The sequence below is a fragment of the Halorubrum sp. Ea8 genome (assembly GCF_002252925.1).
Taxonomy (GTDB): Archaea; Halobacteriota; Halobacteria; order Halobacteriales; family Haloferacaceae; genus Halorubrum.
This window is the reverse complement of record NZ_NHPF01000033.1, coordinates 63,740-84,377: the sequence shown is the minus strand read 5'-3', so window position 1 is coordinate 84,377 and position 20,638 is coordinate 63,740. Positions and strand designations below refer to the sequence as shown.

General features: G+C 71.9%; 20 protein-coding genes and 1 tRNA gene. 7 read left to right on the top strand and 14 right to left on the bottom strand.

The genetic code is table 11. The features are described from left to right. The 3 genes from ptsP to yqeC form a co-directional block, all read right to left on the bottom strand. Positions 1-1,719: a phosphoenolpyruvate--protein phosphotransferase gene (gene ptsP, locus DJ74_RS02785; protein ID WP_094526283.1), complete on the bottom strand. Its 1,719-nt coding sequence runs from the start codon at positions 1,717-1,719 to the stop codon at positions 1-3. Then, complete coding sequence (locus tag DJ74_RS02780) at positions 1,716-2,063, bottom strand: HPr family phosphocarrier protein (protein WP_094526282.1); 348 nt, start codon at positions 2,061-2,063, stop codon at positions 1,716-1,718. Before DJ74_RS02780 ends, ptsP begins: the two co-directional genes overlap by 4 nt. A gap of 118 nt (positions 2,064-2,181) precedes the next feature. Further along, positions 2,182-3,000 (bottom strand): selenium cofactor biosynthesis protein YqeC, encoded by an 819-nt coding sequence (yqeC, locus tag DJ74_RS02775; RefSeq protein ID WP_094526281.1) that lies wholly within the window; start codon positions 2,998-3,000, stop codon positions 2,182-2,184. A 155-nt stretch (positions 3,001-3,155) separates the two neighbouring features. Here yqeC and DJ74_RS02770 point away from each other — a divergent pair, with 155 nt between their 5' ends. Next, on the top strand, positions 3,156-5,051 hold the full coding sequence (locus tag DJ74_RS02770; RefSeq protein WP_094526279.1) for an aldehyde ferredoxin oxidoreductase family protein: 1,896 nt from the start codon (positions 3,156-3,158) through the stop codon (positions 5,049-5,051). A 17-nt stretch (positions 5,052-5,068) separates the two neighbouring features. Here the strand turns inward: DJ74_RS02770 and DJ74_RS02765 are convergent, their stop codons facing one another. Continuing rightward, a complete protein-coding gene (locus DJ74_RS02765) occupies positions 5,069-6,271 on the bottom strand; it encodes a redox-regulated ATPase YchF (RefSeq protein WP_094526274.1) in 1,203 nt (400 codons plus the stop codon). A 123-nt stretch (positions 6,272-6,394) separates the two neighbouring features. Further along, positions 6,395-6,652, bottom strand: a complete 258-nt coding sequence (locus tag DJ74_RS02760) for a hypothetical protein (RefSeq protein WP_094526271.1) — start codon at positions 6,650-6,652, stop codon at positions 6,395-6,397. Positions 6,653-6,766: 114 nt separating this feature from the next. On the opposite strand from DJ74_RS02760, the gene DJ74_RS02755 reads away from it, so the two are divergent. Further along, positions 6,767-7,252, top strand: a complete 486-nt coding sequence (locus DJ74_RS02755; RefSeq protein ID WP_094526266.1) for a universal stress protein — start codon at positions 6,767-6,769, stop codon at positions 7,250-7,252. Between the two features lie 42 nt (positions 7,253-7,294). On the opposite strand, the gene DJ74_RS02750 is transcribed toward DJ74_RS02755, so the two are convergent. Then, on the bottom strand, positions 7,295-8,281 hold the full coding sequence (locus DJ74_RS02750; protein WP_094526264.1) for a biotin--[acetyl-CoA-carboxylase] ligase: 987 nt from the start codon (positions 8,279-8,281) through the stop codon (positions 7,295-7,297). A 94-nt stretch (positions 8,282-8,375) separates the two neighbouring features. Here DJ74_RS02750 and DJ74_RS02745 point away from each other — a divergent pair, with 94 nt between their 5' ends. Continuing rightward, the gene (locus DJ74_RS02745) at positions 8,376-8,717 is read left to right on the top strand and encodes a 2Fe-2S iron-sulfur cluster-binding protein (RefSeq protein WP_094522375.1); all 342 of its coding nucleotides are present in this window, start codon (positions 8,376-8,378) and stop codon (positions 8,715-8,717) included. 191 nt (positions 8,718-8,908) lie between these two features. Continuing rightward, on the top strand, positions 8,909-9,481 hold the full coding sequence (locus DJ74_RS02740; protein ID WP_094526294.1) for a hypothetical protein: 573 nt from the start codon (positions 8,909-8,911) through the stop codon (positions 9,479-9,481). A gap of 17 nt (positions 9,482-9,498) precedes the next feature. Here the strand turns inward: DJ74_RS02740 and DJ74_RS02735 are convergent, their stop codons facing one another. Then, positions 9,499-10,455 carry a DMT family transporter gene (locus DJ74_RS02735; protein ID WP_094526263.1) on the bottom strand — a complete coding sequence of 319 codons (957 nt, stop codon included), beginning with the start codon at positions 10,453-10,455 and terminating at the stop codon, positions 9,499-9,501. Positions 10,456-10,637: 182 nt separating this feature from the next. Between DJ74_RS02735 and DJ74_RS02730 the strand changes: the two genes are divergently transcribed. Then, positions 10,638-11,120, top strand: a complete 483-nt coding sequence (locus DJ74_RS02730) for an Lrp/AsnC family transcriptional regulator (protein WP_094526261.1) — start codon at positions 10,638-10,640, stop codon at positions 11,118-11,120. 8 nt (positions 11,121-11,128) lie between these two features. On the opposite strand, the gene DJ74_RS02725 is transcribed toward DJ74_RS02730, so the two are convergent. The 3 genes from DJ74_RS02725 to DJ74_RS02715 all read right to left on the bottom strand — a co-directional run bounded on the left by DJ74_RS02725 (position 11,129) and on the right by DJ74_RS02715 (position 14,115). Next, complete coding sequence (locus tag DJ74_RS02725; RefSeq protein WP_094522378.1) at positions 11,129-11,650, bottom strand: phosphate-starvation-inducible PsiE family protein; 522 nt, start codon at positions 11,648-11,650, stop codon at positions 11,129-11,131. Positions 11,651-11,751: 101 nt separating this feature from the next. Beyond that, complete coding sequence (gatE, locus tag DJ74_RS02720; protein ID WP_094526259.1) at positions 11,752-13,635, bottom strand: Glu-tRNA(Gln) amidotransferase subunit GatE; 1,884 nt, start codon at positions 13,633-13,635, stop codon at positions 11,752-11,754. 395 nt (positions 13,636-14,030) lie between these two features. After that, positions 14,031-14,115 (bottom strand) — tRNA-Leu (locus DJ74_RS02715). 181 nt (positions 14,116-14,296) lie between these two features. On the opposite strand from DJ74_RS02715, the gene DJ74_RS02710 reads away from it, so the two are divergent. Beyond that, entirely contained in the window at positions 14,297-14,857 is a 561-nt protein-coding gene (locus DJ74_RS02710; RefSeq protein WP_094526257.1) for a DUF420 domain-containing protein, read from the top strand. Between the two features lie 111 nt (positions 14,858-14,968). Further along, complete coding sequence (locus DJ74_RS02705; protein WP_094522381.1) at positions 14,969-15,484, top strand: metal-dependent hydrolase; 516 nt, start codon at positions 14,969-14,971, stop codon at positions 15,482-15,484. Positions 15,485-15,499: 15 nt separating this feature from the next. Here DJ74_RS02705 and DJ74_RS02700 read toward each other — a convergent pair whose 3' ends face one another. The 4 genes from DJ74_RS02700 to rqcH all read right to left on the bottom strand — a co-directional run bounded on the left by DJ74_RS02700 (position 15,500) and on the right by rqcH (position 20,629). After that, the gene (locus DJ74_RS02700; RefSeq protein ID WP_094526255.1) at positions 15,500-16,249 is read right to left on the bottom strand and encodes a halocyanin domain-containing protein; all 750 of its coding nucleotides are present in this window, start codon (positions 16,247-16,249) and stop codon (positions 15,500-15,502) included. A 109-nt stretch (positions 16,250-16,358) separates the two neighbouring features. Then, positions 16,359-17,858 (bottom strand): amidophosphoribosyltransferase, encoded by a 1,500-nt coding sequence (purF, locus tag DJ74_RS02695; protein WP_094522383.1) that lies wholly within the window; start codon positions 17,856-17,858, stop codon positions 16,359-16,361. Between the two features lie 147 nt (positions 17,859-18,005). Continuing rightward, positions 18,006-18,389, bottom strand: coding sequence for a DUF5820 family protein (locus tag DJ74_RS02690; RefSeq protein ID WP_094522384.1), 384 nt, complete (start codon positions 18,387-18,389; stop codon positions 18,006-18,008). A 47-nt stretch (positions 18,390-18,436) separates the two neighbouring features. Then, the gene (gene rqcH / locus DJ74_RS02685; RefSeq protein ID WP_094522385.1) at positions 18,437-20,629 is read right to left on the bottom strand and encodes a ribosome rescue protein RqcH; all 2,193 of its coding nucleotides are present in this window, start codon (positions 20,627-20,629) and stop codon (positions 18,437-18,439) included. Positions 20,630-20,638: the final 9 nt, after the last annotated feature.

Genomic DNA, 20,638 nt, shown 5'->3' with positions numbered 1-20,638 from the left:
TCACGCCCCGTCGATGCCGAGCAGGTCCCCGACCTCGCTCCGGGCGTCGCAGGCGAGCGCCTCGTCGGCGAGGGCCCTCGCTTCCTCGGTGTCGACCGCACGGACCCGCTCTTTCACCGCCGGGACGGTCACAGCGCTCATGCTGAGCTCGTCGAGCCCGAGCCCGACGAGCAGCTCCGTGAGCGCCGGGTCGCCGGCCATCTCCCCGCACATCCCGACCCACGCGTCGGCGCCGGCCGCGGCCGAGGTCGTCCGGTCGATCGCCCGCAACACCGCCGGGTGGAGCGGGTCGTGGTAGTCGGCGACCCCGTCGTTCTCCCGGTCGGCCGCCATCACGTACTGGGCGAGGTCGTTCGTCCCGACGCTGAGGAAGTCGAGCCGCTCGGCGAGCCGGTCCGCGAGGAACGCCGCGGCCGGCGTCTCGATCATCGCGCCAAGTTCGGGAATCGCGTGGTCGACCCCCTCGGCGTCGAGGTCGGCGGCGACCGATTCGACCGCCGCCACGGCCGCCTCGACCTCCTCGACCCGCGACACGAGCGGGAACATCACGGCCAGCCCCTCGCCGCCCGTGCTGTCCGCGCCGCCCCCGCTCGCGGCCGCCCGCAACACCGCCCGGAGCTGCGTCTCGAAGAGGTCGCGATGCTCGTCGAGCGAGAGGCGGATCCCGCGTCGCCCGAGGAACGGGTTCGTCTCGTCCGGGAGGTCGAGGTACGGCACCCGCTTGTCGCCGCCGACGTCGAGCGTCCGGACGACCACGCGATCGTCGGGAAACGTCGACAGCGCCGCCGCCACAGCCTCGTACTGCTCGTCCTCGCTCGGCCGCGAGTCGCGGTCGATGAAGAGGAACTCCGTCCGGAACAGCCCGATCCCGTCGGCCCCGCGGTCGGCGGCGGCGGGGAGCTCCGCCTCGCTCCCGACGTTCGCCGCCACCTCGACCGGCCGGCCGTCGGCGGTCGCGACGCGCTCGGTGACCGCCGTCGCCTCGGTTCCGGCGGCCGCCGCGCAGGCCTCCGGGTCGGGATCGACGACGACCCGACCGGCCGCCCCGTCGACGAGCAGGTCGTCCCCGTCTTCGACCTCGCGGAGCGGCTCGCCGACGCCGACGACAGCCGGGATCGACAGCGACCGCGCGATGATCGCCGCGTGCGCGGTCCGACCGCCGGAGACGGTGGCGATCCCGGCGACCGCGTCCGGGTCCAGCTCCGCGGTGTCGCTCGGCGTGAGCCGCTCGGCGAGCAGCACGGTCCCGTCGGGGAGGTCGCCGAGGCCGACGACGGAGTCGACCTCCAGGAGGGCGCGGAGCAGGCGGTCCCGGACGTCGCGCAGGTCATCGGCGCGCTCGGCCATCGGACCGTCGAGCCCCTCGAACCGCTCGATCGCGGCCGCGAACCGGTCGTTCACGGCGTGGCCGGCCGGCGTCCCGTCGCCGATCGCGTCCCCGACGTCCCCGACGAGCTCCGGGTCGTCGAGGAACTGCTCGTGGGCGTCGAACACCGCCGCCTCCTCCTCGCCGACGCGCTCCGCGGCCCGGTCGCGGGCGTCCCGGATCGCCTCGCGCGCCTCGTCGCGGGCGCTCTCGAACCGCGCCAGCTCGGCGTCGGCGTCGACCGCGGACGGGTCGGGGCGGTCGGGGAGCGTCAGCGCCGCCTCGGGCCGGTACCAGCGCGCCGCGCCGACGCCCGACAGCGGCGTGCTCCCGACGCCGGTGAGCGTCCTCACGTCGGGTCACCGCCGTCGGCGTCGGTCTCGTCCCCGTCGGCCTCGCCGTCCGCCTCCCCGGTCTCACCGTCCGCCCCCTCGACCTCGCTCGTGAGGAGGTCGCAGATCGCGTCGAGCGCGTCGGCCGCCTCCGCGCCCTCGGCGACGACGCGCACCGACTCGCCGCGGGCGGCGTTCAGCCCGCTCACCGAGAGCATGCTGTCGGCGCGGACGAGCCCGTCGTCGCCGTCCCCGGGGCGGCCGATCGACACGTCGGCGTCGAATCGGCTCGCGGTCTGCACAAGCTTCGAGGCGGGCCGCGCGTGGAGGCCCGCCTCCGGCACCACGGTCACCGTGCGTTCCATGGAGCCGGATACGCGAGGCTCGGCCTTATAAGTGCGTTCGGCCGAGCGCCTCGCGCCGCGAGGTCGACTGGCTCACGCGTCAGAACCGACCGGGTCACGCGGGCGAGGCCGACCGACGTCACTCGACGACGTCCACGACCTCGCCCGCGATCATCCGCGCGAGGACGACGCGCGGCACGGCCGCGCGCTCCCGGACGACGCCGGCGATCTCCCGCGCGACGGCCTCGTCGACGTCGTCGTCGACCGCGTTTATAAGCGGGATCGCCGTCGCCTCCGGCGGCACGTCCTTCAGCCCGCCGGCGTCGTGCGCGAGCACCCGCCCGACCAGTTCGGGGGTGATCTCGTCGCCGACCTCGGCGTCGGTGATCGCGGCCACGCGCTCGGGCCGGTGGACCGTCTCCTCGGTCAGCGGCTCGCCGACCGCGCCGACGCTCGCCACCGGCACCACGCGGTCGGCGCCGGGGGGTATCTGCGGCTCGCGATCGTTCGGGGCCTTGAGAAGCCGCGTCCGGGCGCCGTCCGCCTTCACGAGCACCGGCCCGTCGTGCGCGGCCGCTATCTCGTCGACGACGGCGGGGTCGTACCCCCGGTAGCGGTCGCCGCGATCGCGCTCCGGAACGAGTCCGAGGGGGAACGCGGCCTCGGCCGCCCCGCCCGTCTCGTTCGCCCCGCCCGTCTCGTTCGCTCCGCCCGTCTCGTTCGCTCCGTCTGTTCCGTCTGCTTCGTTCACCCCGACCGCGTCGAGCGCGGCGACCGGATCGGCCGTCACGCGGACGTCGGCGACCTCCCGGTCGAAGATGGGGATCCGCACCGTCGCCGTGAGCACCGCTCGGTCGAGCCGGTCGGCGAGGGCGTAGAGGGTGGTCTTCTTCCCGCCGGCGCCGACGAGACAGGTCGTTCCCGCGGCCGCGTCCAGCGCGTCGACGACGTCGTCCATAGTCGTCGGTACGGGGGGCCAGGGGCGAAAACGCACCGGTCGGGGAGCGGTCGTGCCCCCGACCGCCCCGGCCGCCGGGTCCCGTGTCGGCACCGAGACGCGCTCTCGCGCGTCGGCGTGTGGTTTAATCCCGTCCGAGTGCGACCGTGGTCACGATGACCGTCCCCGACCGGATCCTCCGCGTCGACCTCTCCGCCGGCCGCGTGCGCAGCGAACGCGTCCCGACGGCGTGGCGCGAGCGGTACGTGGGCGGGAAGGGACTCGGCGCGCGCTACCTCTACGACATGGCGGCCGGCGTCGACCCGGAGGCGCCGGCGAACCGCCTCGCGTTCCTCGTCGGCCCGCTGACCGGCCATCTCCCCGGCGAGCCGCGCTACGCCGCCGTCACGAAGTCGCCGCTCACCGGCGCGTTCCTCGACTCCTACGGCGGCGGGTCGTTCGCGAGCCGGCTCGCGGGCTCGCTCGGGGACCACCTCGGCGTCGTGATCGAGGGCGCCGCGGACGACCCCGTCGCGCTCTCGATCGCCGGCGGCGATGCGGCGATCGAATCCGCGAGCGACCTCGACGGGCTCGACGCGGCCGAGACCGACGCGAGATACCCGGACGCCGCCGTCGCCTGCATCGGCCCCGCGGGCGAGACCGGCGTGCGCTACGCGACGATCGCCTCCGACGGCGGCGACCACCACGCCGGCCGCGGGGGCGCGGGCGCCGTGATGGGGTCGAAGGACCTGAAGGCGGTCGTCGCCCGCGACCCGCCGCCCGAGACGTCGCCGGCGCTTGAGGCGCTCCGCGACCGCGACGCGGAGCGGTTCGCCGAGAGCGACGCGGGCCGGTGGCTCGCCGCGGGCGACACCCTCGAAACGGTGTCGTTCGCCGACGAGACCGGCGTGCTCCCGACCCGAGGGTGGCAGGCGCGACGGTTCGAAGGGGCCGACGACCTCGGCGTCGAGCGCGCGGCGGAGCGCGCCGCGGGCCGCGAGCGCCCGGACGAACCGGTCCCTGGCGGATTCCGTATCAGCCCGGGTGACGGGGAGAGCCCCGCGGAGGACGCCGACCCGGACGAGACCGTCCCGCGCGGCGGCACCCCCATCGCGCTCGGCGCGGGACTCGGGATCGACGACTTCGACGCCGCCGCGGCGCTCGGCGGCGTCTGCGACCGGCTCGGGATCGACGTGATCTCCGCGGGGAACGCGGTCGCGTGGGCGGTGCGCGCGAGCGAGGCCGGGCTGATCGACCCCGCCGACCACGGCGTCGATCGAGGCCTCTCCTTCGGCGACGAGGGGGCGGCGCGAGCGCTGATCGAGGAGATCGCGTCGCGGGCGACCCCGCTCGGAGACGCCCTCGCCGACGGTGTCGAAGCCGCGGCCGACCGGTTCGGCGGCGCGGACCTCGTTCCGACGGTGAAGGGGATGGAGCTCGCCTCCTACGACCCGCGGGGCGCCGAGACGATGGCGCTCGCGTTCGCGACGAGCGACCGCGGCGGGTGTCACCGGCGCGCCCGCCCGGTGGAGACCGAGGCGGTGGCGGCGCCCGGGTGGACTCCGACGGAGCGCGCCGCGGTCGTCGCCGAGGAACAGGACCGGCGCGCCGCCCTGTGGTGTCTCGTCGCCGACGACTTCCTCGCGGACGCCTTCGGTCCGGAGACCGCGGCCGAGTGGTTCGCGGCGCTCGGCGACGAGCGCGACCCCGAGGACCTCCGGCCCCTCGGCGAGCGCGTGTGGACGCTCGCGCGGCTGTTCAACCTCCGCGAGGGGTTCACCCGGGCCGACGACGCGCTCCCCGAGGCGCTGACGAGGGACACCGAGGGCGGGCCGGGTCGCGGGGGAGACGAGGGGACCGGCCCCGAGCGCGACGGCCTCGACCCCGATGCGTTCGAATCCCTCCTCGACCGGTACTACGCGTGCCGAGAGTGGGACCGCGAGGGGCGGCCGACCGCGCGGCTGCTCGACCGACTCGGGCTCTCGGACCTGCCCGACGCGTCGACCCCGGTCGGGTCGGCAGCGGACGTGCCGGATCCCGACGGGGACGGCGACGGCGGCGGCGACCGATAAAAGGCGGCGTTCGTCGACTACGGCGCGGCCTGCTTCGTCGACACCAGCTCGATCACGTCGCGGTGGGAGAGCTCGTGGCCGGTCCCGACCTGACGCCCGCTCCGGCAGTCGGTGCCGTGGAGGAGCCCCTCCCCGATGTCAGAGTGGATGTGGAAGGCGAAGTCCTCGGTCGTCGACCCCTCGGGGAGGAGGAAGCAGTCGCGGAAGACGCCCTTCTCGTCTTTGCTCCCGTTCGCGGAGCCGGGGAAGACGGCGATACAGCCGAGCACGTCGAAGACGGCCGCCTCCAGCGCGCCCTGCACGCCGGTCCCGTCGTAGTCGGCGACGAACTCCCCGATCTGGTCGAGGCCGGCCTCCTGCTCGCCGGAGACGTCGCCGACGACGTCGAAATCGCTCTCGCCGGGCGTGTAGTCGACGACGCCGGCGTCGTTGGCGTTCTTGAGGGCCTTCTCGGCGTGGGCGCTCGCGGGGACGAACGAGAGGTGGTCGTAGTCGGGGTCCGACGTGATCGCCTCCCAGTTCGACTGCGCCTCGGGCGTGTCCATCTTGTTCGCGGCGACGACCATCGGCTTCGTGCGCTTGCGGATCTCGCGGGCGAGCGACGCCTCGTCGGCGTCGTCCCACGTCTCGGGGTCGAGCTCCAGTCCCTCGGCGAGGATGACGCGTTTCATCCGGTCCTTGTCGATGCCGAACGCGGACATCTGCTCGGCGAGCTCCCGCTCGATGGCGGCCTCGGAGCCGTGGTAGCGCGTCTCGAACTTCTCGATCCCCTTGCGGAGCACGTCGAGGTACCACTCGTCGAGCTCCTCCTCTAAGAAGTCGATGTCCTCGCGCGGGTCGTGGCCCTCGGTGGCCTCGCCCTCGATGTCGGTCTTGCCCGAGAAGTCGACGACGTGGATCAGCACGTCCGTCTCGTTGAGGTCGGTGAGGAACTGGTTGCCGAGGCCGCGCCCCTCGTGGGCGCCGGGGACGAGCCCGGCGACGTCGACGAGCTTCACGGGGACGTAGCGGGTCCCGTCTCGGCAGACGCCGACGTTCGGCGTGCAGCGCTCGTCGAACTCCGGGGCGGCGCAGTCGACGCGGACGTACGCCTCGCCGACGGTCGGGTCGATCGTGGTGAACGGGTACGCGCCCTCGGGCACGTCGTTCATGGTCGCGGCGTTGAAAAACGTCGACTTTCCCACGGAGGGCTTGCCGACGAGGCCGATCCGATAACTCATTACCGTCAGTGCGCGACCCGCGGTAAAAAGCGATGCGAGACGCGACGTGGCGTGAGAGAGGCTGTCGCGGACGTGCGGAGGGTCGTCTCGGGACCCGCGTCGCTCGGTTCGGAGCGCGCCGAATCAGGCGTCGCCGTCGGACTGGCCCGGCTCGCCGACCGCTTCGATCGGCAGGACGTTCTGAAGCGCCGTGTAGGCGTCTTGGGGGCTCTCGAACCGCTCTTGCTCGATTTCTGTGAGGAGGTCGCCGAGGTCGGCCTCGCCGTCGGCGAACAGCACGGTGGTCCCGGCGCACGCCTCGGCGAGGTCGCTCCGAGCCGCCGGGAAGGAGTGGTCAGCGAATTCGCCCTCGACTCTCGACAGGTGGATCTCGGTCGTCATAGCCGTACGTCGCGTCGAGAGCGCTTAAACACGCGCCTCGGACGGTCGGCCGCAAAGAACCGGCAAAGCCTGCAAAGAGTTATGCGGTCGCAGTTTCTTGATGCATGTGAACAGATGACATTATACGACCGGATCCTGGTCCCGACCGACGGCTCGACTGAGGGGGAACGGGCGGTCGCGCACGCGCTGGACCTCGCCGCGGTCCACGACGCCGCCGTCCACGCGGTCCACGTGGTAGACACGGCGAGCTACGCGGGGATGCCGATGGAGGCCTCCTGGGAGGGAGTCGGCGAACTCCTGCGGGGCGACGCCGAGGAGGCCGTGGCGGCGGTCGAGGAGCTGGCCGAGGAGACCGTCGTCGACGTGGAAACGGCCGTCGTCGAGGGGTCGCCCAGCCGCGAGATCATCCGGTACGCCGAGGGGAACGGCTGTGACCTCGTCGTGATGGGCACCCACGGCCGCGGCGGGATAGACCGGCTCCTGCTCGGGAGCGTGGCCGAGAAAGTCGTTCGCGGCGCCGCCGTCCCGGTCCTGACGGTCCGGATCGACGGCGACGTCCCGACGGAGCCGAGCCTGTCGGAGGCCACCGGACGGACGTAAGAGCGGCCGGACCGCACGGTCTCTGCCGACCCGACCCCGCGGTCAGCCGTCGGCGTCGCGGAGGTGCTCGCAGTCCCCGGCGTGGACGCGTCGCGTCCCGTCTCCCGTGTCGATCACGAGCGCGCCCGGCGACTCGACGTCGACCGCGGTCCCCGTGACGACCCCCGTCGGCGTTTCCACCCGAACCCGTCGCCCGAGCGTGCTCGCCCGCTCGCGCCACGCCGCGAGGATCCGGTCGGATCGGTCCGCCGTCTGCGCGAGCGCCGCGACCCGTTCGAGGAGCGTCGCCGCGAAGCGCCGCCTGTCGACGTCGCCGCCGGTCTCGGCGCGCAGCGAGGTCGCGTCGGCCGGGAGCGCGTCCGGATCGACGTTCGCGTTGACGCCGACGCCGACGACGAGCCACGAGACGCGGTCGGCCTCGCCCTCCATCTCGGTGAGGATCCCGGCGAGCTTGCGGCCGCCGCGTCCCGAGCGGTCGGCGTCGCCCGCGGCGCCTCCCGCTCCGTCGCCCCCGACGAGCACGTCGTTCGGCCACTTGATGTGCGCGTCGACGCCGACCTCGCGGCAGGCGTCGACCGTCGCGACCGCCGCGGCGAGGGTGAACAGCGGGGCGCGGGCGGGCGAGACCGTCGGCCGCGTGACGACCGACAGCCAGACGCCGCCGCTCGGCGCGACCCACTCGCGGTCCAGCCGGCCTCGACCGCCGGTCTGCTCGTCGGCGACGACCGCGACGTCGGCGGCGCCGTCGGCCGCCAACTCGCGGGCGCGGTCGTTCGTCGACGGGACGGCGTCGTGGTACTCCACCTCGTACGGCGCGTCGAGTCCGAACTCGATCCCGGCCGCGCAGTAGGCGGGCTCCGCGGGCGCGGCGTAGCCCGCGCCCGTCGACTCGACGGCGAACCCCTCCTCGCGGAGCGCCTCGACCGCCTTCCACACCGCCGCCCGCGAGACGTCGAGCTCCGCGGCGAGCGCCGGTCCCGAGACCGGGCCGTCCTCCAGGGCGTCGAGCAGCGCGCGACGCGTGTCCATGTCGACGCGGTCGGCGCGGGCGTGGAAAGCCGTTCCGGGTCGCCAGCGGGGACCCGCTCACCTATGGGTCCGCGGGCGTAACGTCGGGTGTCGCATGACCGACGCCGAGACCGTTCCCGTGACCGTCGTCGATGGCGAGGAACGCACAAAGCTGGCTGTCGAGCCGGGACGGAACCTGCGGCGCGTCCTCCTCGACGCCGACCTGTCGCCGTACGCGGCCGCGACGCGCCGACTGAACTGCGGCGGGCGCGGGATCTGCGCCACCTGCGGCGTTCGGATCCGCGAGGGACCGCCGCCGGACCACTGGCACGACCGGCTCGCGGCCCGTTTCGGCTACCCGCGGCTGTCGTGTCAGGTCACCGTCGACGGGCCGATGACGGTCGAGCTCGTCGACAAGCGCGTCTGGGGATCGCGCGAGTCGGGCGGCGGCGACTAGCGGGGAGCGACCGTGCCGCGCGTCGCGGCGCTCGCCTCCGAGACACCTCGTTTCCGGTGAAACGCGGCCGTGAGACGCGACGCGACCGCGTCGACGAGGAGACCCGACGCGACCGCGGCGGCCGCCGCTCGCCGACGAGGCGAGTCGACTGTGGGCACAAGACCCAAGGTCTCACGGGCGAACGCTCCGGTATGCAACCCTCCAAGGAGCGGGAGGCGTCCGACGGCGACCCGATGGACGACCTCGACGACCTCCTCGACGACGACCTCGCCGAGGGCGGAGACCCCTCGACGTCGGACGAGGCCGATTCGCGCGCCGAGAGGAACGAGTCGGCTGGCCGGGCGGCCGAGACCGGCGGCGACGGCGGGCGCGTCGGGACGAGCGGTCGCTGGTTCTCCGCGAAGGCGTTCGCGCTCGCGCTCGCCGCGGTCGCGATCGGCGTCTTCGTCGGCGGCGCGATCCCCCTCATCGGCGGGACGATCGGTTCGGCCGGGGGCGTGTTCCTCGCCGCGTTCCTGATCGGGCTGGCGCTCTCCGCCCGGCGGTACGTCGAGACCGGGCTCGCCGGCGCCGCGGCGGGAGCCCTCGTCGCGGTCACGAACGTCCTCGGCGTCGGCTTCCTCCCGATCGGGGTCGACTACCTCCAGCAGTGGGGGCTTCCCCTGCTCGCGGTCGGCGGCGGGGTCGGGCTCGTCGCGGCCCTGCTCGGCCACTACTTCGGCCGCGATCTCCGCGCGGGCCTGACCGCGGACGTCGAGGGCTGAGCGCCCCGAAAAAACCCTTACTTCCGCCCGATCAGCGCGGGCCAGTGATACGCGTCGAACCCGACGTACGCCGCGATCTCCCGGCGTTCGAGCGCGAGGAAGCCCGCGAGTATCGCGACGAACCCGACGATCGCTTCCGCCTCGACGAGGGTGCCGAGCAGGACCCAGCTCCCGGCCGCGGCGACCACGGGCTCGGCGTACCCCACGAGGTGGAGCTGCGCCGGGCCGACCTCGTCGAGCAGCGCGAAGTAGATCAGGAACGCGAGGACGCCCGACAGCAGCGTGAGGTAGGCGAGCGACCCGATCGCGGTTCGGTTCCACTCGATCGCCGCCGGCGACTCCCCGAGCGCGGCGGCGCCGACGAAGAGGAGCCCGGCGCCGAGCACCATCGCCCACCCCTGCAGGGCGGCGATCGGGAGGTCCGTCCGGAGCGGTCGGAGCAGGACCGCGCCCAGCGAGAAGGCGACGGCGCCGGCGAACGCGAGCCCGACGCCGAGGAGGGCCGAGTCACCGACCCCGGCCGCGGTCGGGTCGGCGATCACGACCACGCCGAGGATACCGAGGGCGAACCCGCCGATCTCGACGGATCCGAGCCGCTCGTTCGGGAGGAGGACCGCGGCGAACACCGCGGTCAACACCGGCGCGAGGCTCACGACCACCGCGGCGACCGCCCCGGAGATGTGGAGCTCGCCGACGTACAACAGCCCGTGGTACGCGGCGATCACGAAGGTCGCCGCGACGGCGACGCCGAGCCACTCGTCGCGTCCGCTGGGCGTCGTCCGTCCGGACATGACCGCGGCGACGCCCAGCACGATCGCTCCGGCGATCGCGTACCTGACGCCGGCGAACAGCAGCGGCGGGAAGTGGTGTAACCCGGCCTCGATCGCGACGAAGGAGGTGCCCCACAGGGTCGCGAGGAGGACGAAGGCGGCGACGACTGATTCCGGAGTAGAGAGGAGGTTTCGTAGCTTCATTGAGTGTTAGATCGAAGTTTCTTGAGACAGTTAAACTATTCTCTCACAATCGGCCGAATTCAGAATGAACAATCACGCATACGAACGAACTGCAATACGCTTCCGAAACGAGGGTCGTTCTTGGATTCGAGTGCAAGTGTGTCGGTCGGAATATACAACAGTCCCTCACTCGAAGGGGGCGTATGGACGAGCGCGACGTGCGGCTGTTGAAGGCGATATCTGACCTCGGAACCGGGAGCCCCGAGCGGCTCCACGAGGAGACCGGGATTCCGGTGTCGACGATCCACTACCGGCTGAACAACCTCCGCGAGGACGGCGTGATCGAGAACGATCTGTACGACCTCGACCACGAGGCGCTCGGGCTCGGCGTCACCGTCATCGTCGAGGTGCTCGCGGGCTACGAGGGCCCGTACGAGGAGTTCGCCGACGAGCTACTGGCGGTCGAGGGGGTCACGGAGGCGTTCTTCACGATGGGCGAAACCGACTTCGTCGTCCTCGCGCGGCTCTCGTCGTCCGACACCGTCGAGCGGCTCATCAGCGACTTCGAGGCGATTCCCGAGGTCGAACGCACGAACTCGACGTTCACGATCGCCACACTCCGCGACGAGCCGCGAGCGCCGGCGACGTACGACCTCGACACGCTGCTCGCGGAGCTGACCGAGTAGCGCCGACCTCACTCCGGCGACAGGGAGGACCCGACCGACCGCTCGACGAACAGTAGCGCTACCAGTCCGAGTATCACCAGCGTGTACGCGAACGCGGCGAAGAGCGCGTCCTGCGTCGATGGGTACTCGGTGGTCCGGAAGATGATCACTTTCCGGACCATCGCGATGACGCCAGTGTAGATCACCAGCCTGACGATCCGACGGGTGTCGCTCTGTTCGATGTAGGCGACGACCGTCTCGTACACCTCGACGATGATGAGGAGCAGCAGTCCGGTCTCGATGAATCCGATGACCGTGTTCGGGTCGGTGATCTCGCCGGTGGGAACTGACTCGGCGATCTGTATCGCGAGGTCGACCACGCCGATCCCGAACAGGAGGGCGAACAGCGCCGCCGCGGCGAGTTCGACGCCGTGGATGAACCGGTTCGTCGCGTCGGAGACCCGGTCGCCGCGCGTCTTCGCGACGGCCGGCTCGGGCGTGCGGTCTGTCGCTGGCGGGTCGTCCGAGGGACCCGGTGGCGGATCGTCCATCTGGTGTTCCCTCTAGGTACGAATCAAGGCCCCGCGACACGTAAAGAACAGGGGCGACAACGTGTGAATCGGGGGCGGAACGGGAGGGATTCCGAGGACCGTTACGACCGCTTGCCGATCTCCTCGCGGAGCACGTCGGAGACGACCTCCCCGTCGGCCTTGCCGCGGAGCGCGCCCATGGCCTCGCCCATCAGCCCCGAGAACGCCCCCATCCCCTCCGCCTCGATCTGGTCGGCGTTGCGCTCGACGACGTCGACGACCGCCTCGCGGACCGCATCCTCGCTCACCCCAGAGAGTCCGGCCTCCTCGACCGCCTCCGCGGCCGTGAGGTCCGGGTTCTCGGCGAGCGTCGTCAGCACCTCCGGCACGCCCTCCTTCGCGAGGTCGCCGCCCTCGACGAGGGCGAATAAGTCGAGGAAGTGGTCGTCGGTCAGGTTCTCGACCGGGGCCCCCTCGCGGCGGATCTCCGTCGTCGTCGACTCCAGCGTCGACGCCGCGAAGGTGGGGTCGACGCCGCGCTCGACCGCGGCCTCGAACAGCGGGAAGCGCCGCCCGAAGGCGACCTGCTCGGCGAGCCCGCGATCGAGTCCGAACTCCTCGGCGTAGCGGTCGGTCTTCTCGTCGAGGAGCTCGGGTCGGTCGACGTCGGACGGGTCCGGCTCGACCGGCGGCACGTCCGTCTCGGGGTACATCCGAGCCGCGCCGGGAAGCGGACGGAGGTAGCGGGTCGTCCCGTCCTCGTTGGCGCCGCGGGTCTCCTCGGGGACGCCCTCGATCGCCGCGGCGGCCCGGTCGGCGGCGGCCTCGATCGCGAGGTCGGCGGTCTCCGGGTCGGCGGCGACGATGGCGACCGCGTCCTCCGGCCCGGCGCCGACCGCCTCGCGGAGGGACTCGACCTCGGCCTCGGTCACGCCGTACGCCGGCAGCTCGTCGGTGTGGAAGATCCCGCCCGCCCCGTGTCGCTTCGCGTGGTCGGAGAGCTCGGTCCCGAGCCGGCGGTCCGGCTGGATTTCCCACCCTACGAGCCCGTCGAAGCCGAACAGCGGAACCGCGGTCACCTTCCCGCCCGAGTCGAGCGCGCCCCGGATGACCCCGGAGTCGGTCTCGGCGAAGACGTCGGTCGCGTCCGAGACGTCGCCGACGCTCGCGTCGCGGTCGCGGAGCTCGTCGCGGATCGCGAGCAGCTCCGCCTGCCGGCCGACCTCGCCGCGGACGATGTCCTCGATCCCCTGGAGGTCCTGGACGCCTTTCACCTCGACGCGGGCGCCCTCGGCGATGGAGACGTTGACGTCCTGCCGAATCGTGCCGAGCCCGCGCTTGACCGCGCCGGTCGACCGGAGCAGCATGCCGATGCGCTCGGCGGCCTCGCGGGCGCCCTCGGGGCTCCGGATGTCCGGACCGGTACCGATCTCGACGAGCGGGACGCCGAGGCGGTCCAGCGAGTAGACGACGCCGTCGTCAGTCTCCTCGACGCGCTTTGCCGACTCCTCCTCCAGCATGAGGTCGACGATCGACACCGCCCCCTCGCTCGTCTCGATCTCCCCGCTCTGGCCGAGCAGGATCGAGCGCTGGAAGCCCGAGGTGTTCGACCCGTCGATGACGAGCTTCCGCATCACGTGCGCCTGGTCGACGACCGAGACGTCGAGCAGGTCGGCGATCTGGAGCGCGACCGAGAGCGCCTCGCCGTCGACGCGCCGGGGCGGCTCGTCGTCCTCCTCGACGAGGCAGGTGGTGTCGTACGCGAGGTAGGTGAACTCGCGGTCGACGCGGCTCTCCTCCATCGCGGCGTCGTCGAGTTCGCCGAGCTCGCTCTTCGTCGGGTGGAGCCGGCGGGCGATCTCGCGGTCGGCCTCGTCGGGGTCGCGCTCGACGGTCGGGGAGTCGCAGAACAGCTTCGTCTCCGTGTCGAGCTGCTGGTGGATCTCCAGCCCGGCGACGAGCCCCAGCTCATCGTGGTCGTACTCGGGGGTCGCGTCCTCGCTCATTACGCCGTACTCCGGCAGGCCGGAACAAAAAGGGTGGCAGTTCGCGCGGGCGATGCGGATCGAGGCCACCGAGGTTCCTTATAAATGACTGGGCGGTGGCGCGTGCCTGTGAGCGGCCGCCCTCGGCGGCCGCGAGTCAGCACGCGCGAGGGAGCCCGCGGCCGCCGGCGCGGCCGCGGCGAGGCTGGGGAGGCGCGAGGGGCTGTGCGGCTGCGGTCGGGTGGGACTCAAAGGGGCAGTCGCGAGTCCTCGCGGCTGGGGCTTCGGCGGTGTTCACGATCACAGCGTTCCGATCACAGCTGTCGCTCGTCGCGTAACGTTCGAAAGGAATTGTGCGTGGATGCTGTCGTAGAGACAACACCGTGCATCGGTGCGGCGGGTGTGCCGCCGAGCGATGCGTGGGACCGGATTTGAACCGGCGGACCTCTACAGGACAGCGCCCTCAACGCTGCGCCGTTGGCCTGGCTTGGCTACCCACGCTCGCGGTGTTCAATCGCGTCCTCACGTACCCTTCCCCCAATTAAAAGCCCTTCCATTCGGCAGTGCCGTGTCGAAGAGTGACACCGGGCGGCGGGGCCGGGCGAATTCCGGGTCGGACACGCCCCCGGTCGGACGCGCCGGAACCGGCACGGGTTTGGGAGTGGCGGCCCTCGGATCCGACATGTCCGAGTGGGCCCGCGAGAACGTCCCGCTTTTGACCGCACTCAGCTCCGTCGCGGCGCTGGCCGTGGTGTTCGGCGCCGTCGGCGGCGCGATACCGAGCGTCCTCCTGCCCCGCGCGAGCGACGCCGTCCTCGCCGCGATCCCGCACTTCAACGCCGCCGTCTCGGCGACGGCCATCGGCACCATCGTCCTCGGCTGGCGCGCCATCTCCCGCGGCGAGGTGCGCCGACACCGCGCGTTCATGCTGACGTCGTTCGGCCTCTTCACCGCCTTCCTCGGCGCGTACCTCTACCGGCTGATCCACGTCGGCACGACCGAATTCCCCGGCCCCGACGTCGTCTACACCTACCTCTACCTCCCGTTCCTCGGGATACACATTCTGCTCGCGATCGTCTGTATCCCGTTCGTCTTCTACGCGCTCCTGCTCGCCGCGACCCGCCAGTACGAGGAACTGTACCACACGCGTCACGCGCAGGTCGGCTTCGTCGCCGCCGTCCTCTGGCTGATCTCCTTCGCGATGGGGATCGGCGTGTACGTCATGCTGTACCACGCGTTCTGAGGCGGGCGCGGGGCCGACCGGCGAAGCCGGGCGCTCCGACCGTACCGGCCGCACCGATCGCCCCGACCGCTCCGACGAAGCTTGATATCGCCGTCAACCGTACGAACCGTCGTGCTGTTCGCGACTCACCTCCTCGTCGCCGCCGGCCTCGGGTGGCTGTCGGGACACCCGCGCCTCCGGCGGTACCTCGGCGGTTCGCCGCCGCTCTCCGTGTGGTGGGTCTTCGCCGGCGCCGCGCTCCCGGACGTCGTCGACAAGCCGCTCGGCGCGCTCGGCGTCTTCGACGTCTACCAGTCGGTCGGCCACTCCGCGCTGCTCGTGCCGCTCGCCGCGCTCGTCGCCGTCGCCGCGAGGCGCCGCGGCCTCGCGGTCGCGGTCGGCTGGGGCTCTCACCTCGCGCTCGACGCGCTCCACATGGTCGTGAACGGGCGGCCGGGCGACGCGGCGTTCCTCGGGTGGCCGCTCCTCACGCGGTCCGACCCGCTCGCGATCCCGCCGGGCGAGTTCGCGCTGTTCTACGTCGGAACCCCCTCCTTCTTCCTCGAAGCGGCGCTGTGGCTGGCGGCCGTCTCACTGGTGTTGCGGTCGCGGGTCGCCGTCGGCACCGACCGGGAAAGCGGTCGGTGAGACCGGTCCGGCCGCCTACCCGTCGTCGTTCGCCATCCGGTGGGCCGCGTAGAAGAGCGGGACGAGCAGCGCACCGGCGAACCCGAAGCCGAGCGCGAGCGCGCCGATGTCGCCCGCGCTGAGGACGCGGCCGGCGCTCCCGCCGTCGTCGCCGTCGCCTCCGTCGCCACCGCTTCCGCCGTCGTCTCCGTCGCCACCGCTTCCGCCGTCGCCTCCGTCGCCTCCGTCGCCACCGCTTCCCCCGCCTCCGCCGTCACCGCTCCCACCGTCGCCGCCGGCGTCGGGCTGGACGAGGTCGTCGTCGACGGAGCCGACCGCGACGGAGCCCTTCATGCCGACCGCCTCGTGCGGCACGCAGAGGTAGTTGAACGTGTCGCCGTCGGACGCGTCGTCGAACGTGTACTCGAAGGTGGTCCCCGCCTCGCTGACGGTCTCGCCGCTGTCGAACGTCCCGTCCTCGGCGACGACGTTGTGCGCGCCGCCCTCGCCGGTCCACTCCCAGACGACGGTCGTTCCGGGGTCGATCAGGATCGCGGCCGGACCGAACCTGAGCCCGTTGACCGCGCCGACGTCGACGGTGACCTCGTCCTGTCCGGTGTAGTCGTGCGTCCCGTCGTAGTTGTCCACGTCGTCGAGCCAGCCGCCGTACTGGGCGGCGGCGGTCCCGGAACCGGCGGCGAGGCCGGTCGCGGCGGCGGCGCCTGCGGCGCCGACCCTGAACAGCCCGCGGCGGCTCATCGTCGCGTCGTCGGCGTCGGATGTCATACCTGTACCTCCCAGCGTGGGCGTATTTAAATTCCCGATTCCCGACTCGCGACGTGAGAACGGGAGGCGGCGACGGGGCGAGTCGTCGGGAACCGAGGTCGGAGCCCGATCAGTCGTCCGCCGGCGTCGGGTCGGGCGTGACGGGGTCGAGGTCGCGGTCGCTCTCCTCGCCCTCGACGTCGAAGGGGTACTCGCCGGTGACGCAGCCGAGACAGAGGTCCGCGCGGCTCTCGCCGAGCGCCTCGGAGACGGCGTCGATCGAGAGGTACGAGAGGGAGTCGGCGCCGACCTCCTGTCGAATCTCCTCGGTGGAGGCGTCGGCGGCGATCAGCTCCTCGCGGGTCGCCATATCGATCCCGAAGTAACAGGGCGCGACGATCGCCGGCGCGCCGATCCGGAGGTGGACCTCCTCGGCGCCGGCTTCGCGGACGAGCTCGACCAGCTGCGTCGAGGTCGTTCCCCGGACGATGGAGTCGTCGATGATGGTGACCGACTTCCCCTCCACGGTCGATTTGATCGGGTTGAGCTTCAGCCGGACCGCGCGCTCGCGCTCGTCCTGCGTCGGCATGATGAACGTGCGCCCGACGTACCGGTTCTTCATCAGCCCCTCGGCGAACTCGATACCGGCGTCGTTCTCCGGACGGGCCTCGCCGTCGGCGGTCGTCTCGCCGGCCGCGTCGGCGTAGCCGGAGGCGAACGCCCGGCCGGAGTCGGGGACCGGCATCACGACGTCGGCCTCGACGCCGGACTCCTCCCAGAGCTTCCGCCCGAGCTTGCGGCGGACCTCGTACACGAGGTTCTCGTCGATGACCGAGTCGGGGCGCGCGAAGTAGACGTGTTCGAAGAAGCAGTGCGCGGTCGACTCGCGCTCGACCAGCTGGTAGGTGTCGTACCCCGCGCCGTCGGGGTCGAGGACGACGAGTTCGCCCGGGCGCACGTCCCGGATCAGCTCCCCGTCGAGGGTGTCGATGGCGGCCGACTCGCTGGCGAGCACGTATCCGCCGTCCACTTTCCCCAGACACAGGGGACGGTTCCCGAGGGGGTCGCGCACGCCGAGGACGGTGTCGTCGTGGGTGATCGCCAGCGAGTAGGAGCCGTGGATGCGGTTCATCGTGTGTTTGACGGCGCGCACGAGGTCCTCCTCCAAGAGGTTGCGCGCGAGGTCGTGGGCGATCACCTCGGTGTCGCCGTCGGAGGTGAACGCGTGGCCGGCCGCCGCGAGCTCCTCGCGCACCTCGTCGGCGTTCACGAGGTTCCCGTTGTGCGAGAGCCCGAGCGAGCCGGACTTGAAGGAGACGGAGAACGGCTGTGCGCAGCTCTTGTCGAGGCTCCCGGCGGTCGGGTACCGGACGTGACCGATGCCGGTGCCGCCCGACAGCGACGCCAGGTCCCCCTCCTCGAACGCGTCCCCGACGAGCCCGCGCTCGACGTGGCTGTGCTGTTGGAACCCGTCGTGCGTGACGATCCCAGCGGACTCCTGCCCGCGGTGTTGGAGCGCGTACAGCGCGTAGTACAGCGGCCGCGCGGCCTCGCGGTCAGCGAGCGAGATGCCGACGACGCCGCACTTCTCTCGCGGCTCGTCAGCGGTGTGGTCCCCACCGGCGTTCATGTACGCGACGGTGAGGCGTGAGGCGATAAAAATCCTCGTGTTCGTGGTGCTATCGGGGTTTACGACGGAGTATATATGCACAAACGCGGATCGGGTCCGGCGAAGTCGCCGACCGGCCGGTCGGCTCACCTCCCGTCGACGTCGCGCTCACTCCCCCTCGATCAGCTCGTCTAATCGCTCGAAGTACGCCTCCCGCGGCACCTGGTAAGCGGCGCGGTAGTCGACGTCGCCGGCGGCGAACCGCTCCGCGACCGCGACGGCCGCGGCCGCGCCCGACTCGCGGTCGTCGCGGGTCTCCGAGACCGCCTCGACCTCGGGCTCCAAGAAGAGCACGACGTGCCACTCGTCGGTCGCGTACTGGCCGGATCCGGGGCGGGCCGTCCGCGCGCCGTTCGTGAGGTAGATGGTCGGCATGCACTCCGCGGGGAGGTCGTCGCCGTCGAACACGTCGGGCCGGTAGACGAGGATCGCCCGTCCGCTCGGCTCCTCGTTCCACACCCGCCAGCCGTCCGGCAGCGCCTCGAAGCTCATGGGCGGAGTCGGAGGCGGAGGCTTGAAAGGATCGCGCTCCGGTCCGCCTAGTCGACGATGTCGGAGCCGCCCGGCGGGAGGAACTCCTGAAGCTGGTCCGCGCTCGCCACCTTGCGGACGAACGACTGGTCCGCGAACCGCCCCTTCAGCTCGCGGTACACCATCATCGCGGCGTCGTTCTGGGCGTACATCCCCGGCTCCAGCGTGACGCTCGTCGCCGCGCGGTCGACGATCGCCGACGGCGGCCCGCCGATGGCCTGCGTGACGGGCTCGCACTGAACGCCGACGGCGATCCGGCAGGGGACGTCCTCGAAGTAGGTCCGGTCGCCGCGGATCACGAAGCTCCCCTTCTCGATGTACTCGCCGCTCTCTGGGGTCTTCGATACCTGATCCGGCTCGACCATGTACGCGTCGCCCGCGCCGCGACCGTCCTTCCAGTCCGAGGAGTACGAGACGGCGAACTGCGCGACCTCCCGCAGCGTCTCCTCGGAGAAGTCGACCGGGTCCGCGGACTCGGAGGGCCCCGCGGCCTTCAGCAGGGTCACGGGCCCGCCGTGCGCCTGCGTGTGGAAGAACCGGTCGTGTTTGCCCATGTACTTCTTGACGAGCTCCTCGTTCTGGTCGGCGTTGCGCCCGCCGATGACGAGGTAGCCGGTCGAGGTGTGGAACCACCGGAAGCGGTCGTACCAGTCGTCGGGGCTCCGGATCGGGATAGAGGCGCGCGAGAGCCAGTCGGTCTCGTACGCCTCGTCGTCGTCTCCCTCGTCGCCGTCGCTTCCGCCGTCCCCGTCGTCCGCCGCCTGCTCCGCCTCCCACTCCGCCTTGCGCTCCTTGACGGCCTCCAGCTCGCGGCGCGTCGACTCGATCGCCTCCATCGCGCCCTCCTTCTTCCCCTCGATCCGCTTCGCCTCCTGGTAGAGCCGGTCGGCGTTGACCTCGACGCCGGCGCTCGCGTCGAGTTCGACGCGGACCGCGTCGACGCCCTCGCCGTCGTCGCTCCCGGCCTCGAGCTCGACCGTCACGGTCCCCTCGCCGCCGTCGACGTCGACCACGGCCTCGGCCGCCGGGATCCCGCGCTCCGCGCCCGCGTCGAGCGTCTCGGCGATCTCGTCCCACGGGACCTCGCTCTCGCGAGCCTCCTGAACCGTCGAGAGCACCTCGTCGACGAGGTCGTAGTTCGCGTACAGGAGTTCGGCGCGCTCGCGCTCCGCCTCGGCCTGTTCCTCGAACCCCTCGATCGCCCCCTCCTGCTGTTCGATGATCCGCTCCTGTTTGGCGATCTCCTCCTCGAAGTCCGGCCGGGAGGCCTTCGCGTCCGCCGGGGCCTCGCCCTCGCCGGTGTCGTCGCGGTCGAGCCGGTAGAAGTACTCGTCGACGGCGGCGTTGAACGAGTCGAAGCCGACGCTCGGGAGCCCCTCGTGCTCCGAGAGGGGGAACGGCGTGACGTCGACGACGCGGGGGTCGCGGTCGTCCGCCTCGCTTTCGGACAGCTCCTCCTCGTACACGCGCGGGTCGACGTCGCCGGAGCGGAGCCGGTCGCCGATCCGTTCGAGCGCCTCGTGGAGCGCGCGGAGCTGGTCGTCGGTCGCCTCGTCGATGGGCGTCTCCTTCTCGACGCCCGCGCGCGTGCACACCTCCTCGGCGTAGAGCCCGCCGAGGTTGAGCTGCGTGGCGAGGGTCCGCACCACGTCGCTGTCGGACTCGCGCATGTTCCTTTTAAACCCGCCGAGGCTCACGTCGAGGGGGTTGAGCCGTGACGCGGGGTACTCGTACTGCGAGCCGGGCGCGACCGTCCGGGACTTGAGCCGGACCGTCGACAGCGAGCCGACGACCTCGCCGGTCTCGTCGAGGGCGGCGACGTTGCCCTGGCCGAACAGCTCTGCGACGAGCGTCGTGTTCTCGTCCTCGCGCTCGAACTCGAAGGTGAGGATCCGGTCGAACTCGTACTGCTCGACGCCCGCGAAATCGGCGCCCGACATGCGGTTACGCAGCATCTTCGCGAAGTTCGGCGGGCGACCGGGGGCGTCGGCGACGTGCTCTGCGTCGGCGACGTGGGCCCGCTTCACGTCGCCCACCTCGATCATGAGTTCGACGCGGCCGCGGTCGAAGTCGCGCAGCTTCAGCCGGAGCAGGTCGTCGTCGTAGAGGTACGCCTTGTCGACCTTCGCGCCCTCGTACCGATTGAGCTCGGTGACGAGGGCCGCGAGGTCGATGCTCGACAGCTCCCGCTTCTGGTCCATACACGACAG